A 20,746-nucleotide genomic window follows, 5' to 3' on the forward strand; every position below is an offset into this window, starting at 1 on the left:
TGATTAGTATGAATCATAAGGGTTACCTTTTTACGATTTAGATTTCAGTGATTTCACCCTCTATCTAAATCGGTAACCCTTCCCTTTTTTGAAGAGGGAATTGTCAGATCAGATCTGAACTAATGCACGTAATGTGCGCCCTGTTAGCCTCTCCCCCAAGCCCCCCCCTACCCAAAAGGGCTCAGTGCTTGAGCACCTGCTCCCGCAAACGGGCAATGTCATCCCGCACCGCCGCCGCCTCTTCAAACTCCAGGTTGCGGGAATGCTCCATCATTTTCGCCTCCAGCTTTTCAATGGTCTCCGCCATCACTTCCGGAGTCATGGTGACCTGATAACCCGCACTCGGCTCTGCCACTTTCCGTTGACCTCGTCCGGCTTTTTTCTTCCCGGGGGCCACAGCCCCTTCCAGAATATCCGCCACAGACTTATGGACCCCTTTGGGAACAATGCCGTGCTTTTGATTGTATTCCAGCTGTTTGGTTCTTCTGCGCTCGGTTTCGCCGATGGCCCGCTCCATGGAGCCGGTGATGCGGTCACCATAAAGAATGGCGTGCCCATTGATATTCCGGGCAGCACGACCAATGGTCTGGATCAGGGAGCGGTCTGACCGGAGAAAACCTTCCTTATCCGCATCCAGAATCGCCACCAGCGACACTTCCGGCATATCCAGCCCTTCACGGAGCAGGTTGATCCCCACCAGCACATCAAAGGCACCAATCCTGAGATCCCGGATGATTTCCACCCGCTCTACCGTATCGATATCCGAATGCAGGTATCTCACACGCACCCCCTGCTCATGGAGGTACTCGGTCAGGTCTTCCGCCATGCGCTTGGTCAGCACTGTGACCAGCACTCTCTCCTGTTTGGCCACGGTCTTGTGGATTTCCGACAGCAGGTCATCCACCTGGGTACTGGCCGGGCGTACTTCAATTTCCGGATCCACCAGCCCTGTGGGTCGAACCACCTGATCCACCACCTGGCCCTGATGTTCCTCTTCGTATTTGCCCGGCGTCGCTGACACAAAGATGGTCTGGGGTCGTCGGGCTTCCCACTCTTCAAATTTCATGGGCCGGTTGTCCAGGGCCGACGGCAACCGGAAGCCAAACTCCACCAGGGTTTCCTTGCGGGAACGATCGCCCTTGTACATAGCCCCCACCTGGGGAACGGTGACATGGGACTCATCAATCACCAGCAGGGCGTTATCGGGAATGTAGTCAAACAGGGTGGGCGGTGCTTCCCCGGGCTGATTGCCCGAGAGGTAACGGGAATAGTTTTCAATGCCCGTGCAATAGCCCAGCTCCACCATCATTTCCAGATCAAACCGGGTTCGCTGTTCCAGCCTCTGGGCTTCCACCAGCTTGTTGTTGTTTTTCAACACCTCCAGCCGTTCCGCCAGCTCCACCTTGATGGCCTCAACCGCATCCAGAATGGTCTGCCTTGGAGTGACATAGTGCGTTTTTGGATAGATGGTCACCCGGGGCAGCTTTCGCAACACCTCGCCGGTTAAAGGGTCAAACTCGCTGATGGACTCCAGCTCCTCATCAAACAGTTCCAGCCGGATGGCTTCTTTCTCAGATTCCGCCGGAAAGATATCGATCACATCGCCCCGAACCCGATAGGTGGCCCGACGAAGCTCAGCGTCATTGCGCGTATACTGTAGTTCAGCCAGACGACGCAACAGCGTCCTCTGCTCCACCTGATCCCCGCGGTCCAGGTGCAGAATCATCTTCAGGTAAGACCCCGGGTCTCCCAGACCATAAATAGCCGACACCGTTGCCACAATAATGGCATCGTCCCGCTCCATTAACGCCTTGGTGGCCGAGAGCCGCATCTGCTCTATATGCTCATTGACCGACGCATCTTTCTCTATATAAGTGTCGGAAGTGGGCACATAGGCCTCGGGCTGGTAATAGTCGTAATAAGAGACAAAGTACTCCACCGCATTATCCGGAAAGAACTCCTTGAACTCGCCGTATAGCTGGGCCGCCAGGGTTTTATTGTGGGCCATGATGATCGTGGGGCGCTGAATCTGTTCCACCACGTTGGCCACGGTGAAGGTCTTTCCGGACCCGGTTACCCCCAGCAGTGTCTGGCAGGCCAGGCCGGACTGAATCCCCTGCACCAGTTGTTGAATCGCCCCCGGCTGGTCACCGGCAGGACTGAAACGGGAAGACACCTTGAATGCTCGACTCATAAAACCCTTCGATTTCCTGGCTTTTTGACCAGTCAGCTGCCCCCGATCGCTTCAAAATCGTGAACAACCCCCCTGGATTGTGTATCATGCCTTGGAGACTGTCTGACTTATGCTTTCGAGCATAAAATTCAGTAGAACGAGCTAGATTTTTCGATGGATTCGTGCAAATAGCTGACCTATTTAATCGAATTCATCGTAAAATTTGGCCGTTCTTTCTGGATTTTAGGCCGAAATTGTCATAAGTCCGACAGGCTCCCACTGTTGTTCTCACTTACTTCGGAGAATCACTGCCACCGTCCGTTATCATACTGCGACGGACAGCTGATTACCTCAACGAAAAACAACCAGGAAACAATCAACACGGACGACGAACAACAGCATTATAATTCCCTGCGTGACAACCATAAACGAGGATCACCGTGACTCCATCCCAACGCGTGCAAATGGTCAAGCCTTCCCCCACCCTGGCGGTCACCGCCAAAGCCGCCGAGCTCAGAGCCGCCGGTCACGATATTATCGGCCTGGGTGCGGGCGAGCCTGACTTTGACACCCCGGAACACATCAAGGCTGCTGCCGTAAAAGCCATTGCTGAAGGGAAAACCAAATACACCGCCGTGGATGGCACCGCTGAACTGAAACAGGCCGTGATCGACAAATTCAATCGGGATAACGGCCTGGAATACGCTCCTAACCAGATCCTGGTTTCCAGTGGCGGAAAACAGAGTTTTTTCAATCTGGCTCTGGCCCTGCTGAACAAAGGCGATGAAGTGGTGATTCCAGCCCCCTACTGGGTCTCCTATCCGGACATGGTCACCATTGCCGAAGGCGTGCCGGTGATTGTCAAAGCGGGCCTGGAAAACCGCTTCAAAATCACCGCCGAACAACTGGATGCCGCCATCACTGACAAAACCCGTCTGGTGGTTCTGAACAGCCCCTCCAATCCCTCTGGTACCGCCTATACCCGAAAAGAGCTGGAGTCCCTGGCGGAAGTGCTGCTGAAGTACCCGGAGGTGATGGTGGCTACCGATGATATGTACGAACATATCCTCTGGAGCGACGAGCCTTTCTGCAACATTCTTATGGCCTGCCCGGCGCTGTACGACCGCACCATTGTTCTTAATGGTGTTTCCAAGGCTTACTCCATGACCGGCTGGCGGATCGGTTATGCAGGCGGTCCTGAGTGGTTGATCAAAAACATGAAGAAGATCCAGTCCCAGAGCACCTCCAACCCCTGCTCCATTGCCCAGGCTGCTGCGGTTGAAGCCCTGAACGGTTCCCAGGACTGCGTCAAGGAGATGCTGACGGCCTTTAAAAAGCGTCATGACTACGTGGTCGGCCGCTTAAACCAGCTGCCCGGCGTGAGTGCTATTGAGGGGGACGGCACTTTTTATGCGTTTGCGGACTTTAACGATGCCATGAAAACTCTGGGCTTTGAAAAAGACACGGACCTGGCCGCCCTGTTCCTGGAAAAAGGGGTTGCCCTGGTGCCCGGTTCAGCCTTTGGCGCTGACGGCTGCATGAGACTTTCTTTTGCCACCAGCGATGAGGCGCTGGAGAAAGCACTGGATCGACTGAGAGACACTCTGTCCTGAGGGTTATAGCTCCTGGAAACCCGGTTACACCGGGTTTCCGGTTGACAGCTCAGGCAGGACAGGTATTATTCCTGACAAGGTTATTCCCCGATAGCTCAGTTGGTAGAGCAAATGACTGTTAATCATTGGGTCGCTGGTTCGAGTCCAGCTCGGGGAGCCACTTTGCTTTTGTGATCTGCAGGCTCCATTTTCGCGTTCACCAGATCAGGCTCTTTATCATCAACACCCAGCTCGGAAACCACCTCAAACTTAACTCTTCTGCACCCCAGCTTTTTATCAGAGCCATCCCTGTAAAGAGCCAATTCCCATTCCATGGTTGTCACAAGGCGAAGCTTGTTTTCTTGAATGCTGAATTCGGCATGATTCTTTAAGCCACTCTGGTCCGGAAAAATAAGATACCCTGGAAAACGAGAAATAAATTTATCTGCGGCCTTCTGACTCATCCCCATCATCAAAGCCATTCCACCTTGTGCTGCATTGGTCTTAATAAACCTTCCTGCAAAGTCTTTATCCAAAAAGTCCATCTTTGATAACTTTAGAAAACGGGCCAGCTCGCGATCAAATCGACTCAACAAAACATCAAGAATAGCCTCATCGGTTTTCTGATGATTTTCCGGCAACTTCTTTTCCTGCTCCATATCATCAGAAGAGAAAATAATTTTCTCAAAGGGGTTTATAAAACTGCAGCTTACCCTCCTCCTTGGAAAGTCTTTTTTCAACTGTCCGTTTACTTGATCCAGAGAACCCACTGAAATCAAAGAAGAATAATCACCCACAACACCTTCATTATCATTTTCATCCGTTTTGGAGTAACTGAAATCATTAACACGGAATGCTTGAATAGAACAGTCATGCTGTAGCAAAACGAGGGCTTCCCCAATTCCATCTAAAAGGGGCTCATAGCCCTCCAGAGAGCACTCTCGTACATTAGCCGATAAGGTCAACCAATCTTCACCCAGCCTGTCCCGAAGAGCACAGGCCGAATCCGTATCCAGCCCCTTCACCCTTCCTTCTTCACCAAGGTAATATTTATAAACGGCATTCTGAAAATCAGCTTGATGACTCTCGTAATAATGGACCAGTTTCTTAACAGAGTCCGCCATGCAATGATGGTCGTCTTCTTCAACATTACTCACCCCTATGGGTAAATAGCCTTTGAGATTATCAATAATCTGAACTATCGCGCTCTTGTGCTGGATAGGTTTAAGAAGGCTTCCCAGACAGGCATAAGCAACTTCTCTGGCCGAGATAGAACATAACTCAAAATCCCTGCCATCACCAGAAGGAGGCATTTTCCGCTCTTGATCAAACCGACTGACAGCTCCACCGGCCACACATCCCTTCTCAGAGGGATCATCTCCACATGTGAGACCTTCATAATGGGCCGTCAGCTTATTTACATTGACATCCATAACTATCACCGATCAAATACGTCCCTGCGCAGCGATAAAAACACTGCACTGTTGATATCGACCGGAAAACAGTAAAGAAGTTCAATCCCCCTCAAAACCCTGAATCGGTTTAACTGCTCCCCACGAGTGGCAACCAGGGCATTGCCAGTGCATTTCCTTGCCGGAAAAGCCGCAATGGTCACAGGCAAATACCGGTTTAAGCTCCAGCATCCGTTCCGTAAGCCGCCGGATCAGCTGCAGACCTCCACCGGGCTCCTCTCCCTGATAGCGAAGCCTGATGCCAATCAACTCATGGAGTCCTTTTAATGTGGGGTGACGATCCAGCTGTGATGTCAGAAAATGAATGGCCTGCTGCTCACCGTTTTCACGGAGCAACAGTCGGGTCATGGCAATAATAACAGCACTGCCCGGCCGCTCATTAAGGCAACGACCGAGATAAGCCCCCAGGCCGCGATAGCTGCCGAGCCGCTCAAAACAGAGCTCAAGCATGGGAATCGACAGGGGCACAAAGCTGACATCCTGATAAGAAATACGCTGAAGTACTTTGATGACCTCTTTGTAACGTCCCTCTTCAAACTCTATTTTCCCTAGCAAAAGACTGGCCCGGACGCTGTTGCGGTCACGGGCAAATGCCTGACGAACGGCCCGGCGAGCCGAAACACGATCGTTTCTCTGAAGGCTGATTTCACTTTGCTCGCAGTAATAGTGAGCCAGAAACACGGAGTACTGCTCACCGCCGCTTTTACGCAGCCGCTCAGCCACTTCAATAGCACTGTGCCATTCCCGCTCGTGCTCATACACCTTGAGGAGTTGCCGAAGGGCTTCTCGCTGCATTGAGTGATTCTGACGGCTGATATCAACAAGAATGGCCTCGGCACGGTCCAGCAGACCTGCCGAAAAATAATCCCTGGCCAGAGCCAGTTGAACACAAACCGATTGCTGGGGAGTCAGGCTGGGACGGGCCAGCAGATCCTGATGAACCCGGATGGACTTCTCCACCTCCCCTCTTTTCCCAAACAAACTGCCCAGGGCAAGGTAGGTATCGACGGTATCATCATTCAGATCCAGCGCCTTGATAAACACATCAATGGCTTCATCAGTCTGCTCATTGATCAGATAATTGAGCCCGACGAAATAATCTTTGGAAAGGCGATTCGAGGAACCGGCGTTTTTCTTTTTCTGGTCACGCCAGCCAAAAAAATAACCAATAATAATTGCAGCAAGAACCAGCCCCAGTAAAGCAAAATCAGGCATCCGTTAACCCTTTGAGGGCGCTTGTTCTTAACTTCTGCAGCTCAGAATCCCGCCGCACCAGCTTTCTTTGCAGGCTGGCATTGGCAAGACGCAGACGCACAACCACAAGCAGAGAGCCCAACAAGCCAAGGATACCGCCCAGAATAAAAGGGACCATAACCAGTGTAGAGCTGCCTACCGACGGCAATGACCAGCCAAGCATTTCCAGGCTGACCTGCTGGGTATTCGACAACGTAAAATTGACAAAAAACACCAGCATCACAATGAAGAAAGCAAGAAGGAGGAGGCGCTTGAGCCATACGACAATCGTCGTGACAACAGTCAATTTATCGTCCGCCATAAGTCAATTTACGATCCGCTGATGCCCTCTTCCAGGCCACGGTTTACCCGCTCTCTCAGCTCTTTTCCTGGTTTGAAATGGGGAACATGCTTGGCCTGCAGCGTGACGGACTCACCGGTTTTTGGATTACGGCCCACTCTGGGGGCACGATAATGAAGTGAGAAGCTGCCAAACCCCCTTATCTCCACCCTCTCACCGGTTGCAAGCGCGTGGGACATGTGCTCCATAATCGCTTTGACAGCCAGCTCGATATCTTTGATGGACAACTGCGGTTGCAGTTGGGCAATCTGTTCGATCAGTTCAGACCGGGTCATCGTCATTATTCCTTTCCCTGCCACTCCCTGAAGGCCCGGACACCAGAACCACCGATAAGTGTTCCAGCCTCCATCTTTCAACCCCAAGCCTTCGCCGTTTACGACCAAGAAGATTCTACCCTAGCTAACCCAAACCGAGAAATCAAGCAACCCTTTGATTGCCCATAAAAAAACCGCGGTATAAACCGCGGTTTTTATTGCTTTTCCCCGAAGGGAATTAAGCCAGGCCTGTCAGAAAAACTTATTTGTTTTCCATCTGAGCCTTGATCAGATCACCAATGGTGGTCGGACCGGAAGCTTCTTCTTCCTGCTTGCTGCGCAGCTCTTTCATGGCCGCCTTCTCATCAGCCTGGTCTTTCGCTTTGATAGACAGGTTGATGTTACGGTTCTTGCGGTCAATGCTGATGATGCGAGCTTCGATTTCTTCGCCTTCCTTCAGAACATTGGTTGCATCTTCGACACGGTCAATGCTGATTTCAGAAGCCTTCAGAGTCGCCAGAACGTCTTCGGCGAGCTCAACAGTAGCGGCCTTGGCGGTCACTTCCTTGATCACACCCTTGACGATAGTGCCCTTCTCATTCAGACCGGCAAAGGAGCTGAACGGATCTTCAGACAGCTGCTTGATACCCAGGGAGATACGCTCACGCTCGGCATCAATGGCCAGAATAACGGCTTCAACTTCGTCGCCCTTCTTGTACTGGCGAACTGCGTCTTCACCGGCTTCGTTCCAGGAGATGTCAGACAGGTGAACCAGACCGTCAATACCACCGTCCAGACCGATGAAGATACCGAAGTCAGTGATGGACTTGATCTTGCCCTTGAGCTTGTCAGCCTTGTTGAAGGAACCGGAGAACTCTTCCCATGGGTTCTTCTTGCACTGCTTGATACCCAGGGAGATACGACGACGCTCTTCGTCGATATCCAGAACCTGAACTTCAACCTCATCACCCAGAGCAACCACCTTGGATGGGTGGATGTTCTTGTTGGTCCAGTCCATTTCGGAAACGTGTACCAGACCTTCAACACCTTCTTCCAGCTCAACAAAGCAGCCGTAGTCAGTCAGGTTGGTTACGCGGCCAGAGGCACGGGTACCTTCAGGGAAGCGGTTGGTGATAGCGACCCATGGATCTTCACCCAGCTGCTTCAGACCCAGAGATACGCGGTTACGCTCACGGTCAAACTTCAGTACCTTAACGTTGATCTCATCGCCAACGTTGACAATTTCGCTCGGATGCTTGATGCGCTTCCAGGCCATGTCGGTGATGTGCAGCAGGCCGTCAACGCCACCCAGGTCAACAAAGGCGCCGTAGTCGGTCAGGTTCTTAACGATACCCTTGACTTCCAGACCTTCCTGCAGGGAGCCCAGCAGCTGCTCACGCTCAGCACTGTTTTCAGCTTCCAGGACGCTGCGACGGGAAACAACAACGTTGTTACGCTTCTGATCCAGCTTGATAACCTTGAATTCCAGCTCTTTGCCTTCCAGGTGCGCAGTATCACGAACCGGACGGACATCAACCAGAGAACCAGGCAGGAAGGCACGGATAGTAGCCACGTCAACAGTGAAGCCACCCTTGACCTTACCACTGATAACACCCTTAACCACGTCTTCTGCTTCAAAGGCTTTCTCAAGCTCTTTCCAGGCTTCCATACGCTTGGCTTTTTCACGGGACAGACGGGTTTCACCGAAGCCGTCTTCAACCGCGTCCAGGGCAACCTGGACTTCATCGCCAACCGCGATGGTCAACTCACCGTTTTCATCCTGGAATTGAGCCTTGGGAATGACACCCTCAGACTTCAGGCCAGCATGCACAGTTACCCAATCGCTATCGATATCAACCACTACACCACTGACAATGGCGCCGGGCTTCATTTCGATTTCTTTCAGGCTCTCTTCAAAAAGTTCAGCAAAGCTTTCGCTCATGATCTTTCCTGTAACAACGTACTCACAGCCAGAGCGCTCATTATGAGGGTATCCGTCAACCATCAACCCCAGAGTGATAACTGCTTGCCGTCCACACCGCCAGCCAGTGTGGGTTACCTTAATCAGGACCGAATCGGCAGTGCTGGCATTACGCCTGAGCCGGTCCTCCAGTAAAAAAAGGATGAAGCAACCGCTTCATCCCCCGCTATCCCCCTTCCAGAAAAGGGGGCTTAAAACTTGTACGAAGTCAACCTTCGTCGTTAAAAGGAGTCTAGCAGCCAGCCATAAGTCAGACAGGCTCAAAGTAACCCTTTTAACTTCATTTTTGTCAGCACTTCATTAAAGACTTCCTGGATGCTCATCCGGGTACTGTCCATTACTTCAGCGTCGTCTGCTGCTTTCAGCGGCGACACTGCCCTCTGGCTGTCCCTCGCATCCCGGGCCCTGATATCTGACAAAAGGCGATCAAAACTAGCATTTATGCCCTTTTGATGCAACTGTTCATGGCGTCTTTTTGCCCGTTCTTCGGCGCTGGCGGTGAGAAAGATCTTGAGAGCAGCCTCCGGGAAAACCACCGTCCCCATGTCACGGCCATCCGCCACCAGGCCTGGCTTTTCCGCAAAATCCCGCTGACGCTGTAACAGAGCCCTGCGAACGCCGGGCAACGCCGCCACTTTTGACGCCATCGCACCAACCTCTTCCGTTCTCAGACTCTCTCCAACCCTTTCCCCTTCGAGAATAATCGTCAGTTCTTTTCCGTCTTCATCGGGAATAAACTGGACATCCAGATGCCCTGCCAACACTTCCAGAGAGGCTTCATCCTCAAAATCCACCCCGTGATTCATGGCCGCCAGCGCAGTCAGCCGGTAAAGGGCGCCACTGTCCAGCAACCCCCAACCCAGCTCCCTGGCCAGCAGGGAAGCAATGGTTCCCTTGCCGGAACCACTGGGGCCATCAATCGTAACCACTGTTACAGCAGCATGAGAATCACTCACTCACTTTTACCTTTTTTCCTGCAGGGGCACTGGCCATTTTCAAATTCAAGCCCAGAATATCGAACACCGCCTGCCTCTGGCGGCACAGCACCCTGCCATAAACAAAACATCCAGAATCGGTTGACAACAGCAACAACAGGACAGCTGCCTGAGCAATAACCCAGACAGCATTAGAGAAAATCAAGAGGACTTAACAGAAACCTTCATACCAGCCTCACCGGCCAGTGCGATAAAATTCGGAAAAGAGGTGGCCACATTGGCACAATCCAGAATCTGAATTTCCCCTTCAGCCCTCAGAGCTGCTACCGCAAACGCCATAGCAATCCGATGGTCTCCATGGCTGTCAATAGTACCACTGCCAAATACCGTTGCACCAGCACCGCCGGAACCATTGATAACCATGCCGTCCGGCTGAGGCTGGGCATCAACGCCCAGAATTTTCAGGCCGTCGGCCATGGCCTGGATACGATCACTTTCCTTCACCCTGAGTTCACGGGCCCCAGTCAGCACTGTCTGACCCTCCGCACAGGCCGCCGCCACAAACAGCACAGGAAACTCGTCAATGGCAACAGGCACCAGTTTTTCCGGTATTTCTATACCCCGCAGGCGGGCAGAGCGAACCACCACATCGGCCACCGGTTCACCACCGGCCAGCGCCTCATTTTCCAGGGTAATATCCGCCCCCATCAACCGGAGAATATCGATCACGCCCGATCTTGTGGGGTTCATCCCCACATGGGAAAGCCGGATTTCAGCCCCTTCGGCAATGGAAGCGGCCACCATAAAGAAGGCCGCTGAGGAGATATCAGCAGGGACATCAATATCCGTTGCTGTCAGGGTTGCCCCTCCTTCAAGGGAGACGTTGCTGCCTTCAACCTTAACGGGATAACCGAATCCACTGAGCATACGGTTGGTGTGGTCCCGGACAATGCCGGGAGCCTCTGTCCGGGTTTCACCACTGGCATACATGCCTGCCAGCAGCAGGCAGGATTGCACCTGGGCCGAGGCCATGGGCAGCTTATAATCGATACCCTTGAGGGGTTGACCGCCTTTGATCACTAGTGGTGGGCGACCACCTTCCGAGGTTTCAATCCCTGCTCCCATTTCCGTCAGGGGGGCAACCACCCGGTTCATGGGACGGCCGGAAAGGGACTCGTCGCCCGTCAGAGTGACATCAAAAGACTGGGCTGCCATCAGGCCCGCCATCAGGCGCATTGCCGTACCCGCGTTACCCAGATACAGAGGCCCTGGCGGCGGCTGAAGCCCCTTCATTCCAACACCGTGAATCACAACACGGCCTTCACTGGGGCCTTCGATCACCACCCCCATATCGCGAAAGGCCTGAAGGGTCGCCATGGCGTCTTCACCTTCAAGAAAACCCTCCACCACGGTAACCCCTTCAGCCAGAGCACCCAGCATGATGGAGCGATGAGAAATGGACTTATCCCCCGGCACCCTTAACACACCGGACAGTCGACCGCCCGGTCTGGCTACAAATGTTTGTGTACTTTCTTTCATACCTGCCATAAAAGCTCTTCTGGCCAACACTGTGGCAAAATGCTGCCGCGCCGCCCGGGCACGACTGAAAATCCCCATCAGGGTCTGACTGTCTTTTTCTATGATCGCCTTGCGAAACTGCTCGAGCCCCTGGGTAAAATGGTCCAGAGCCTCCAGCACCGCACTGCTGTTTCCCAGGGCTACGTCATGCCACATGACCGGGTCACTGCCGGCAATACGGGTAAAATCCCGGAAGCCCCCGGCAGCATAACGGAAAATATCCTGGTTATCCGGATTACCCGCCAATGTATCCACCAGCGAGAAAGCCAGAAAATGAGGAAGATGACTGGTTTTTGCCAGCACTTCATCGTGCCGCCGCACACCCATCTCGGTGACGACAGAACCGCAAGCCTCCCAGAGCGACTTGACCAGAACAAGCGCTTCCGGGTCGGTATTGGGAAGCGGGGTAAGAATCAGGTTATGGGCTACAAACAGATCCGGCTTTGCTGCAGCCACCCCGCTTTTTTCCGACCCGGCAATGGGATGCCCCGGCACCAGGTTGACCGGAACTTCACCGAAAGCAGCTTCTGCCGCCCTGACCAGGGCTTCTTTGCTGCTGCCGGCATCGGTAATCACCTTACCTTCAAGGGAGCATTGAGCCAGCTCTTTGAGCACCGGCTCCATGGCCAGCATGGGCACGGAAACCATGATGACATCGGCATGGGCCACCCCTTCGGCAATGGAGTTGCAGCCCCGGTCAATCACTCCCAACTCAAGCGCTTCCTCAACCGCAGCGGCGTTCAGATCGTAACCCAGAACCTGTCCACAGGCGGAGACCCGTTTTAACGAAGCGGCAAAAGAACCTCCAATCAGGCCAAGACCGATCACCAGCAGCGAGTCAACGCACTTTCCGGAACTCACGAAAACTCACCCTGGCTGGTTTTGCTGGCCAATACCTGCTCCAGCGCCTCAAGGCAGCGCTGATTCTCTTCCGGCAGACCAATGGAGATTCGGAGATGCTCCGGCATCCCATAATTTGCCACAGGTCTGACAATCACCCCCTGGGTCAGCAGTGCCTGATAAACCGGCATGGCATCGGTTTTCATATCCACGGTAATAAAATTGCCGGAGGACGGAATCCACGACAGTCCGAGCGCCTGCAACCCCTTTTCCAGCTGAGCCATCCCCGCACGGTTCACCTCAACCGACCGACTGAGATAATCCTCATCACCCAGGGCCGCCGCCGCTCCCAGCTGGGCAGGAAGATTGACATTAAAAGGCTGTCTTAACCGGTTAAGAATATTGGCAATTTCCGGACTGGAGATGGAGTACCCCACCCGGGCCCCGGCCAGCCCATAAGCCTTGGAGAAAGTTCGGGTCACCACCAGGTTCGGATAGGTCCCCAGCAACGCCACACCATCAGGCTGTTCTGGAGCAGAAGCGTATTCAAAATAGGCCTCATCCAGAACCACAATCACCTCCGGTGGCACCCGGTCCAGAAAAGCCACCAGCTCATCTCTGGAGAATGCGGTACCGGTGGGGTTATTGGGATTCGCCAGAAAAATCATTCGGGTATCAGAGCGAACCGCCTTTGCCATAGCCTCCAGGTCATGACCCCAGTCAGACGCAGGCACAACAATCGCCTGGGCACCGGCAGCACGCACGGCCAGGGGATAAACGACAAAAGCAAACTCTGAATACATGCCGGAGCAGCTGCCATCAAGAAACGCCTCGGCCAGCAGCACCAGAACATCATTGGAGCCATTTCCCAAGGTGATCTGGTCTGGCGTCACCGCCAAATGCTTCGACAGCGCCTGCCTTAACACAAAACCACTGCCATCCGGGTAACGGGCCAGATCGGCCATAGCATCCATCATCGTCTTTACCGCAGACGGCGGCGGCCCGAGCGGGTTTTCATTACTGGCCAGCTTAACAATTTCATCGACCTCAAGCCCCTGCTCCCTGGCCAGCTCTTCAATAGGCTTGCCAGGTTGATAGGGGCTGAGGCTCTTTACGCCTGGTACCGCGAGTTCCAGAAAATCCCGGGACATAACTTACCTTCAGCTGTTTTTATTGAATAAATAACGGGAGTGCACCAGCCAGGCAGCGATTAAAGCACACCTTTAGGGTAGGACCCTAATATCTTGAGATCATTGGCCCTTTCACCCAGTTTTTCCAGAACCTTGCACACCACCGGGTCCTCCCGGTGACCTTCAAAATCCACAAAAAAGACATAGTTCCACATCCCGGAACGGGAAGGACGGGTTTCCACCCGGGTCAGGTCAATATTATGGACATGAAAAGGCTCCAGAATGGCATGGAGCGCCCCGGGCTGATTGCGCATACTGATCACCACAGAGGTCTTGTCGTTGCCACTGGGCGGTATTGGCTGGTTGCCAATAATCAGGAACCGGGTTGAATTGTCCGGCTGGTCTTCAATCTTTTCCGCTATTTTTTCCAGTCCATACAGCTCTGCCGCCATGTCACCGGCAATGGCCGCTGAATTCCACTCCCCCTTGATCCGCCGGGCCGCCTCGGCATTGGAACTGACAGCCACCCGCTCAGCCATGGGCCAGTGGGCATCCAGCCATTTACGACACTGTGCCAGGGACTGGGCATGGGAATAGATCCGGGTGATATGCTCACGACGGGTATTCTCTGAAATCAGCATGTGCTGGTGAATACGGAGCACCACCTCACCACAGATGTTCAGGGAGGAGTCCATAAAGCTGTCCAGGGTATGATTAACAACCCCTTCAGAAGAGTTCTCCACCGGCACCACGCCATAATTCACGGCACCTGCAGACACTTCCCGGAAAACCTCATCAATGGCCGCCATGGGCACACAGACAGCAGAGTGTCCAAAGTGCTTAAGAGAGGCCTGCTGGGTAAAGGTGCCTTCAGGGCCGAGAAAAGCCACCCGGACCGGATCCTCAAGGGCCAGACAGGCCGACATGATCTCCCGAAACAGCCGGGCCATTTCCTCATCGTTCAGGGGACCGTCGTTTTTTGCCATGATGCTTCTCAGCACCTGGGCCTCACGCTCCGGCCGGTAAAAGACAGCGGACGGATCCGCTTCGGTTTTCACCCGCGCAACCTCCTGGGCACAGCGGGCACGATCACTGATCAACTGCAGGATTTTCTTGTCCAAGCTGTCAATCTGAACCCGTAACTTTTTTAGTTTGTCTTCTTCTGCCATTATCCGTACCGCCGTTCAAATTCTTTCATGAAATCCACCAGCGCATCCACATGGTGCTCAGGTACTGCATTATAGATACTGGCCCGCATACCACCGGCCGCCTTATGTCCTTTCAGATAACGGAAACCCGCCTGCTCTGACTCCGACAGAAACACCGGGTCCAGCTCAGGCTTCGCGAGGGTAAACGGAACATTCATGCGTGAGCGCCATTTCGGATCCACCGGGTTACGGTAAAAATCGGAGCCATCAATCTGACCATACAGTTTGACAGCCTTGCGCTCATTGATCCGATCCATGGCCTCAAGCCCCCCCTGGCGCTTCAGCCACTTGAAGACCAGCCCCGCGAGGTACCAGGCAAAAGTGGGTGGCGTGTTATACATGGAGTCTTTTTCAGACTGAACCTTGTAATCAAGCACCGCCGGACAGATAGACGCACCACGACCCAACAGGTCATCCCGGACAATCACCACCGTTAACCCCGCAGGGCCGATGTTTTTCTGGGCTCCGGCATAAATGACGCCAAACCGGCTGACGTCAATGGGACGGGAGAGGATGTTGGAGGACATATCCGCCACCAGAGGCACATCACCGGAGTCAGGAATAAACGAAAACTCCAGCCCGCCAATGGTCTCATTAGGGGTGTAGTGCAGATAGGCGGCATCCTCACTGACCCGCCACTGATCCTGGGCCGGCATGGCACTGAAGCCCTCAGCCTTGCCATCGGAGACAATATTGACATCCAGATAGCGCTGAGCTTCCTTGATGGCTGACTGGGCCCAGTGGCCACTATTGACATAGTCCGCAACCAGCCGCTCACCTTTCAGATTCATGGGCACCGCCGCAAACTGCCCCCTGGCCCCTCCCTGGAGAAACAGTACCCGGTAGTTATCCGGAATGGCCATGAGCTCCCGCAGGTCCTGCTCAGCCTCTTCCGCCACGGCCATAAACTCTTTACCGCGGTGACTCACTTCCATCACCGAAGCGCCTACCTTTCCCCAACTCAACAGTTCATCCCGAGCCTGCTCGAGCACCTCTCTGGGAATCGGGGCAGGGCCTGCAGAAAAGTTGTACACCCGCCCTTCCAGCCGGGCCAGAACGCTCTCGATAGAATCTGCATCAGCACCAGCAAACGTCTTTTCCACCTTCTCTCCCTCTTTGGAACGCTTTTTCACAAAGTCAGGTTATTCACCCATTTTCTTATCGATTATTTAACGACTAACAAATCATAGGAGCCTGTCAGGCCTACGACAATTTAAAACCGTAAGCCAGACACAAAAACGCCAGCACAAGGCTGGCGCTCAAGTTGAAATCAGGATGCCTCCGGCCCCTGATCCCCCTCAGCCGGCTCGTCACTTTCTCCAGGAGCTTCCTGGGCCACTTCGCCCGGCAAGTCCTCGGGCTCTTCCACCCGGGCAACCCCCACCAGTTTTTCACCGCCGGAGACCCGAATCAATGTCACTCCCTGGGTATTCCGGCTCATCACCGACACCTCATCCACCCGGGTTCTGACCAGGGTGCCCTGATCCGAGATCAGCATGATCTCCTCACCGTCCTTGACCTGAACCGCCCCGACGATTTCACCATTACGCTCAGTGCATTGCATGGAGATCACTCCCTGGCCACCCCGACCGGTAATACGGAAGTCTTCTACAGCGGTGCGCTTGCCATAGCCTTTCTCACTGGCGGTGAGAATCTGGGAATCATCTTCCGGAATAATCAGGGAGATCACCCGCTGGCCTTCATGAAGCTTTATACCCCGGACACCACGAGCCGTCCGCCCCATGGCCCGAACATCGGTCTCCTCGAAACGGATGGCCTTACCACCGTTGGACAACAGCATGACCTGTTTGTCTCCCGTGGTAATTTCAGCCCCCACCAGGGTGTCCCCCTCTTCCAGTCCAAGGGCGATCAGACCACTGGAACGAGGCCTTGAAAACTGCTCAAGGGGCGTCTTCTTGACCGTACCGTTCATGGTCGCCATAAACACAAAGTGGCCTTCGCTGAACGCTTCCACCGGCAACATGGCTGTGATTCTTTCCCCCTCTTCCAGAGGCAGGATATTCACCACCGGCCTGCCCCGGGAGGTCCTGCCTGCCTGGGGAATCTGGTACACCTTCAACCAGTAGACCTTGCCCTTGCTGGAGAAACACAGAATCTGGGTGTGGGTGTTGGCCACCAGCATATGCTGGACGTAGTCTTCCTCTTTCACGGAAGCCGCCGACTTACCCCGGCCACCGCGCTTCTGGGCCTGATAGGTATCCAGCGGAGTGGTCTTGGCGTAACCACCGTGGGACAGGGTGACCACCATGTCCTCTTCATCAATCAGGTCTTCTACCGTGAGGTCGCGGCGGGAACTGGTGATTTCAGTACGACGCTCATCACCAAATTCATCCCGGACTTTTTCGAGCTCTTCGTGGATCACTTCTTTCAACCGTTGGGCACTGGAAAGGATCAGCATCAGCTCGGCAATCTTTTCCAGCAGCTCCCGGTATTCACTGAGCAGTTTTTCATGCTCCAGTCCGGTCAGTCTGTGCAGACGCATCTCAAGGATCGCCTGAGCCTGGGCCGGTGACAGATAATACAGGCCATCACGCAGCCCGTAAGCTTCCGGCAAATCATCGGGTCGGCAGGCATCGGCACCGGCCCGCTCTGCCATCTCGGTCATATGGCCCGGGTTCCACCCCTTCGCCACCAGCTTTTCCTTGGCTTCTGCAGGCGTCGGAGAGTCTTTGATCAGTTGGATCACCGGGTCAATGTTGGACAGGGCAACCGCCAGACCTTCAAGAATATGACCCCGCTCACGGGCCTTGCGCAGTTCAAATACGGTACGACGGGTCACTACCTCACGGCGGTGGCGGATAAACGCTTCCAGGAACTCCTTGAGGTTGAGAATTTTGGGCTGCCCATCCACCAGGGCCACCAGATTGATGCCGAATACCGACTCCAGCTGGGTCTGGGCGTAGAGGTTGTTCAGAACGACTTCTGCATTTTCCCCCCGGCGAAGCTCAATAACGACCCTCAGCCCGTCTTTGTCCGACTCATCCCGAAGTTCGGAAATGCCTTCAATTTTCCGTTCCTTGACCAGCTCGGCAATTTTCTCAATCAACCGGGCCTTATTCAGCTGATAGGGAATTTCGGAAATGATAATGGTGCTTTTGTTCTTCTTCTCATCGTGCTCAATGTCCGCCCTGGCACGGATGTAGATCCGACCCCGCCCGGAGCGATAAGCCTGCAGAATACCGGCACGACCATTGATAATACCCGCCGTGGGGAAATCCGGCCCCGGAATAAACTCCATCAGATCGTCCACCGAAAGGGACTCATCTTCCAGGAGCGCCAGGCAACCATTCACCACTTCCGTCAGGTTGTGGGGAGGAATATTAGTGGCCATACCCACCGCGATACCGGCAGAACCATTCACCAGAAGGTTGGGAACACGGGTCGGAAGCACCGCGGGAATCTGTTCCGTGCCGTCGTAGTTCGGCACATAGTCAACGGTTTCCTTGTCCAGATCCGCCAGCAGCTGGTGGGAAATCTTGTCCATGCGGATTTCGGTGTATCGCATGGCCGCGGCGGAGTCACCATCGATGGAACCAAAGTTTCCCTGGCCATCCACCAGCATGTACCGCAAAGAAAAAGGCTGCGCCATACGCACAATGGTGTCGTAAACCGCAGAGTCGCCGTGGGGATGGTATTTACCGATGACATCCCCCACCACACGGGCAGACTTCTTGTAAGGTTTGTTCCAGTCGTTGCCCAGCTCGCTCATGGCGAACAGTACGCGCCGGTGTACGGGTTTCAACCCATCGCGTACATCAGGCAGGGCCCGACCCACGATGACACTCATGGCGTAGTCCAGATAGGACTGCTTGAGCTCATCTTCAATATTTACCGGGAGAATCTCTTTGGCAATTTCAGTCATGGAAACCCAGTCATCCTTTTGCTTACGCCCGACAGATAACAGTCAGCATCCTTTCCGGATCCACGGGCCAGGAAACCGTTGCAGTGACACCCCTGAGCAGGCCAGGAGAAACCAGTGCAAAAATCTCAATTAATAGGGCCAGCCTGAGGCCTGGCCAGTTTGCAGAAGCTTTCAGAAAACAGTCGAACAGCCTTCAGCGCTTAAACCTGTAAAGGGTCAAGAATACCACAGTCTATGTGGGCTTCGCGAGTCAGACAGAGTTGAAAAAACACCCACGCCCCCATGCAGAGCTTTTTTTAAAAGCCCCTTTATTCTCATATAAGGAGAAATAGCTTTTCATGGTTGAAAGCATTTGAAGAAGGTATAACCGTCAGGAATGGCATGCTGATCTCCTGTGGAAGCCCCGGTTATTGCATCTCGTCTGCGTCATTAGCGAAATGAGTAGTCCAGAGAGTTATCTTAATATTTCCTCTAATCCAGGTATAATTCCCGATAATGGGACACCCTCCCAATCTGCGCGGCTTAGTGATGATCCGGGATAGACCGGTTACACTCTGCAAACACTGGACTTCTGTCTTTTATGGATAACACCCGATGCCCGAGATGCGCTCCGCCCAAAACGTTGACCCTGATGAAATTGCCAAATTTGAAGAACTGGCCAGCCGCTGGTGGGACCCGGAAAGTGAGTTCAGGCCCCTCCATGAAATCAACCCCCTGCGCCTGAACTATATCGATGAAAGGGTTGGGCTCGCTGGCAAAAAGGTGGTTGATATTGGCTGTGGTGGAGGCATTCTCAGCGAATCCATGGCCCGCAGGGGAGCCGACGTCATGGGTATTGATATGGGGGAAGCGCCTCTTTCAGTAGCCCGTTTACACAGTATGGAAACCGGGATTGAAGTGAACTACCGGCAGATTACCGCCGAAGAGCTGGCAGAGGAAATGCCCGGGGAGTTTGACGTAGTCACCTGTCTGGAAATGCTGGAGCATGTACCGGACCCGGCATCCGTCATTAAAGCCTGTGCCAGGTTACTGAAGCCCGGCGGCCAGGTTTTCTTTGCCACCATCAACCGAAACCCCAAATCCTTCCTGTTTGCCATTGTCGGTGCAGAGTATCTGCTCAAACTGCTGCCAAAAGGCACCCATGAGCACAGTAAATTCATCAAGCCCAGTGAACTTGGCCGTGATATGAGGGCCGCAGATCTTGAAGTACACGACATGATCGGCATGACCTACAACCCGCTGACCAAAGTTTACCGGTTGAACCAGAAGGACATTGACGTTAATTACCTGATCTATGGCTCAAAGGCGGAATAACGGATCCTGACCATGGATCTATTTTGAAAGCGCACAATAGAACAGCATTTGAGGCAATAGAATTATTATGCCAGCCATAGAAGGCGTTTTTTTCGATCTGGACGGCACACTTCTGGACACTGCAGAAGATTTTGTAGTCACCATTAACCAGATGCTCAAAGAGCATGGCCGGCCGGCCATGGATGCAGACCTCATCCGAAAGCTGGTTTCATCTGGCTCCAGAGCCCTGATCCAGATGGCTTTTCAGCTAGAACCCGGGGCTGAGCTGGAAAAGAAAAGAGAGCATTTCCTCGATTACTATGACCAGCACATTCGCAACCATGAACGGGAGTCTCCTGCCACCACTTACCCTGGCGCCCTGCCACTGATTGATGAGCTGGAGAGACGCGGCATTGCCTGGGGAATCGTTACCAACAAGCCCAGAGCTTACGCCACCGCCTTGATACAACAGGCGGGTCTTCTGGAACGTACCCATGCACTGGTTTGCCCGGATGATGTAGAGCACCCCAAACCCAACCCCCAGGCTTTGCTACTGGCCTGCCAGCAAGCCAATTGTTCACCAACTCAATCCGTTTATATTGGCGATCACCCTCGTGATATCCAGGCAGGAAAAAAAGCGGGAATGGTGACGGTGGCAGCCCACTATGGTTACATCCTTGAAGGCGACAATCCCTGGCACTGGGAGGCGGACCTGGACATAAATACCCTGACCGAGCTTCACCAACAGCTGCAGCAACTGAACTGGAAAATCCCCACAAAAGTCACTGGCTAACACCCATTTTCCAGCCTTAG

The 20,746-nt window shown here is 53.6% G+C and carries 14 protein-coding genes and 1 tRNA gene; 4 read left to right on the forward strand and 11 right to left on the reverse strand.

The features are described 5' to 3' along the window. Positions 1-181: 181 nt before the first annotated feature. On the reverse strand, positions 182-2,194 hold the full coding sequence (gene uvrB / locus ACNRUY_RS13470) for an excinuclease ABC subunit UvrB (protein WP_488112160.1): 2,013 nt from the start codon (positions 2,192-2,194) through the stop codon (positions 182-184). Between the two features lie 413 nt (positions 2,195-2,607). Here uvrB and ACNRUY_RS13475 point away from each other — a divergent pair, with 413 nt between their 5' ends. After that, complete coding sequence (locus ACNRUY_RS13475) at positions 2,608-3,786, forward strand: pyridoxal phosphate-dependent aminotransferase (protein ID WP_488112186.1); 1,179 nt, start codon at positions 2,608-2,610, stop codon at positions 3,784-3,786. 84 nt (positions 3,787-3,870) lie between these two features. Further along, positions 3,871-3,946: transfer RNA gene (locus tag ACNRUY_RS13480), tRNA-Asn, on the forward strand. 1,333 nt (positions 3,947-5,279) lie between these two features. On the opposite strand, the gene lapB is transcribed toward ACNRUY_RS13480, so the two are convergent. From lapB to gyrA, 10 genes are all read right to left on the reverse strand, one after another. After that, positions 5,280-6,452, reverse strand: a complete 1,173-nt coding sequence (gene lapB, locus ACNRUY_RS13485) for a lipopolysaccharide assembly protein LapB (protein ID WP_488112161.1) — start codon at positions 6,450-6,452, stop codon at positions 5,280-5,282. Beyond that, complete coding sequence (locus ACNRUY_RS13490; RefSeq protein WP_488112162.1) at positions 6,445-6,792, reverse strand: lipopolysaccharide assembly protein LapA domain-containing protein; 348 nt, start codon at positions 6,790-6,792, stop codon at positions 6,445-6,447. The genes lapB and ACNRUY_RS13490 overlap by 8 nt, the downstream gene beginning before the upstream one ends. A gap of 8 nt (positions 6,793-6,800) precedes the next feature. Continuing rightward, positions 6,801-7,106: an integration host factor subunit beta gene (gene ihfB, locus ACNRUY_RS13495; RefSeq protein ID WP_488112187.1), complete on the reverse strand. Its 306-nt coding sequence runs from the start codon at positions 7,104-7,106 to the stop codon at positions 6,801-6,803. 241 nt (positions 7,107-7,347) lie between these two features. Then, positions 7,348-9,027: a 30S ribosomal protein S1 gene (rpsA, locus tag ACNRUY_RS13500; protein ID WP_488112163.1), complete on the reverse strand. Its 1,680-nt coding sequence runs from the start codon at positions 9,025-9,027 to the stop codon at positions 7,348-7,350. A gap of 299 nt (positions 9,028-9,326) precedes the next feature. Further along, a complete protein-coding gene (gene cmk / locus ACNRUY_RS13505) occupies positions 9,327-10,022 on the reverse strand; it encodes a (d)CMP kinase (protein WP_488112164.1) in 696 nt (231 codons plus the stop codon). Between the two features lie 180 nt (positions 10,023-10,202). Continuing rightward, entirely contained in the window at positions 10,203-12,440 is a 2,238-nt protein-coding gene (locus ACNRUY_RS13510) for a bifunctional prephenate dehydrogenase/3-phosphoshikimate 1-carboxyvinyltransferase (RefSeq protein WP_488112165.1), read from the reverse strand. Further along, positions 12,437-13,570 carry a histidinol-phosphate transaminase gene (gene hisC, locus ACNRUY_RS13515; RefSeq protein ID WP_488112166.1) on the reverse strand — a complete coding sequence of 378 codons (1,134 nt, stop codon included), beginning with the start codon at positions 13,568-13,570 and terminating at the stop codon, positions 12,437-12,439. Before hisC ends, ACNRUY_RS13510 begins: the two co-directional genes overlap by 4 nt. 59 nt (positions 13,571-13,629) lie before the next feature. Continuing rightward, positions 13,630-14,718: a prephenate dehydratase gene (gene pheA, locus ACNRUY_RS13520; protein ID WP_488112167.1), complete on the reverse strand. Its 1,089-nt coding sequence runs from the start codon at positions 14,716-14,718 to the stop codon at positions 13,630-13,632. After that, positions 14,718-15,803 carry a 3-phosphoserine/phosphohydroxythreonine transaminase gene (gene serC, locus ACNRUY_RS13525; protein WP_488112188.1) on the reverse strand — a complete coding sequence of 362 codons (1,086 nt, stop codon included), beginning with the start codon at positions 15,801-15,803 and terminating at the stop codon, positions 14,718-14,720. Before serC ends, pheA begins: the two co-directional genes overlap by 1 nt. A gap of 224 nt (positions 15,804-16,027) precedes the next feature. Continuing rightward, positions 16,028-18,640: a DNA gyrase subunit A gene (gyrA, locus tag ACNRUY_RS13530; protein WP_488112168.1), complete on the reverse strand. Its 2,613-nt coding sequence runs from the start codon at positions 18,638-18,640 to the stop codon at positions 16,028-16,030. A 594-nt stretch (positions 18,641-19,234) separates the two neighbouring features. Here gyrA and ubiG point away from each other — a divergent pair. Further along, entirely contained in the window at positions 19,235-19,954 is a 720-nt protein-coding gene (gene ubiG / locus ACNRUY_RS13535) for a bifunctional 2-polyprenyl-6-hydroxyphenol methylase/3-demethylubiquinol 3-O-methyltransferase UbiG (RefSeq protein ID WP_488112169.1), read from the forward strand. A 67-nt stretch (positions 19,955-20,021) separates the two neighbouring features. Beyond that, complete coding sequence (locus ACNRUY_RS13540; RefSeq protein ID WP_488112170.1) at positions 20,022-20,726, forward strand: HAD family hydrolase; 705 nt, start codon at positions 20,022-20,024, stop codon at positions 20,724-20,726. The last annotated feature ends 20 nt before the right edge of the window (positions 20,727-20,746 follow it).

This window comes from Endozoicomonas sp. Z74 (assembly GCF_057680865.1).

Excerpts from the sequence above, each read along its gene's own strand:
- rpsA (WP_488112163.1), bottom strand. The coding sequence starts at position 9,027 with ATGAGCGAAAGCTTTGCTGAACTTTTTGAAGAGAGCCTGAAAGAAATC.
- ihfB (WP_488112187.1), bottom strand. The coding sequence starts at position 7,106 with ATGACCCGGTCTGAACTGATCGAACAGATTGCCCAACTGCAACCGCAG.
- uvrB (WP_488112160.1), bottom strand. The coding sequence starts at position 2,194 with ATGAGTCGAGCATTCAAGGTGTCTTCCCGTTTCAGTCCTGCCGGTGAC.
- gyrA (WP_488112168.1), bottom strand. The coding sequence starts at position 18,640 with ATGACTGAAATTGCCAAAGAGATTCTCCCGGTAAATATTGAAGATGAG.
- pheA (WP_488112167.1), bottom strand. The coding sequence starts at position 14,718 with ATGGCAGAAGAAGACAAACTAAAAAAGTTACGGGTTCAGATTGACAGC.
- ACNRUY_RS13540 (WP_488112170.1), top strand. The coding sequence starts at position 20,022 with ATGCCAGCCATAGAAGGCGTTTTTTTCGATCTGGACGGCACACTTCTG.
- ubiG (WP_488112169.1), top strand. The coding sequence starts at position 19,235 with ATGCCCGAGATGCGCTCCGCCCAAAACGTTGACCCTGATGAAATTGCC.
- lapB (WP_488112161.1), bottom strand. The coding sequence starts at position 6,452 with ATGCCTGATTTTGCTTTACTGGGGCTGGTTCTTGCTGCAATTATTATT.
- ACNRUY_RS13490 (WP_488112162.1), bottom strand. The coding sequence starts at position 6,792 with ATGGCGGACGATAAATTGACTGTTGTCACGACGATTGTCGTATGGCTC.
- hisC (WP_488112166.1), bottom strand. The coding sequence starts at position 13,570 with ATGTCCCGGGATTTTCTGGAACTCGCGGTACCAGGCGTAAAGAGCCTC.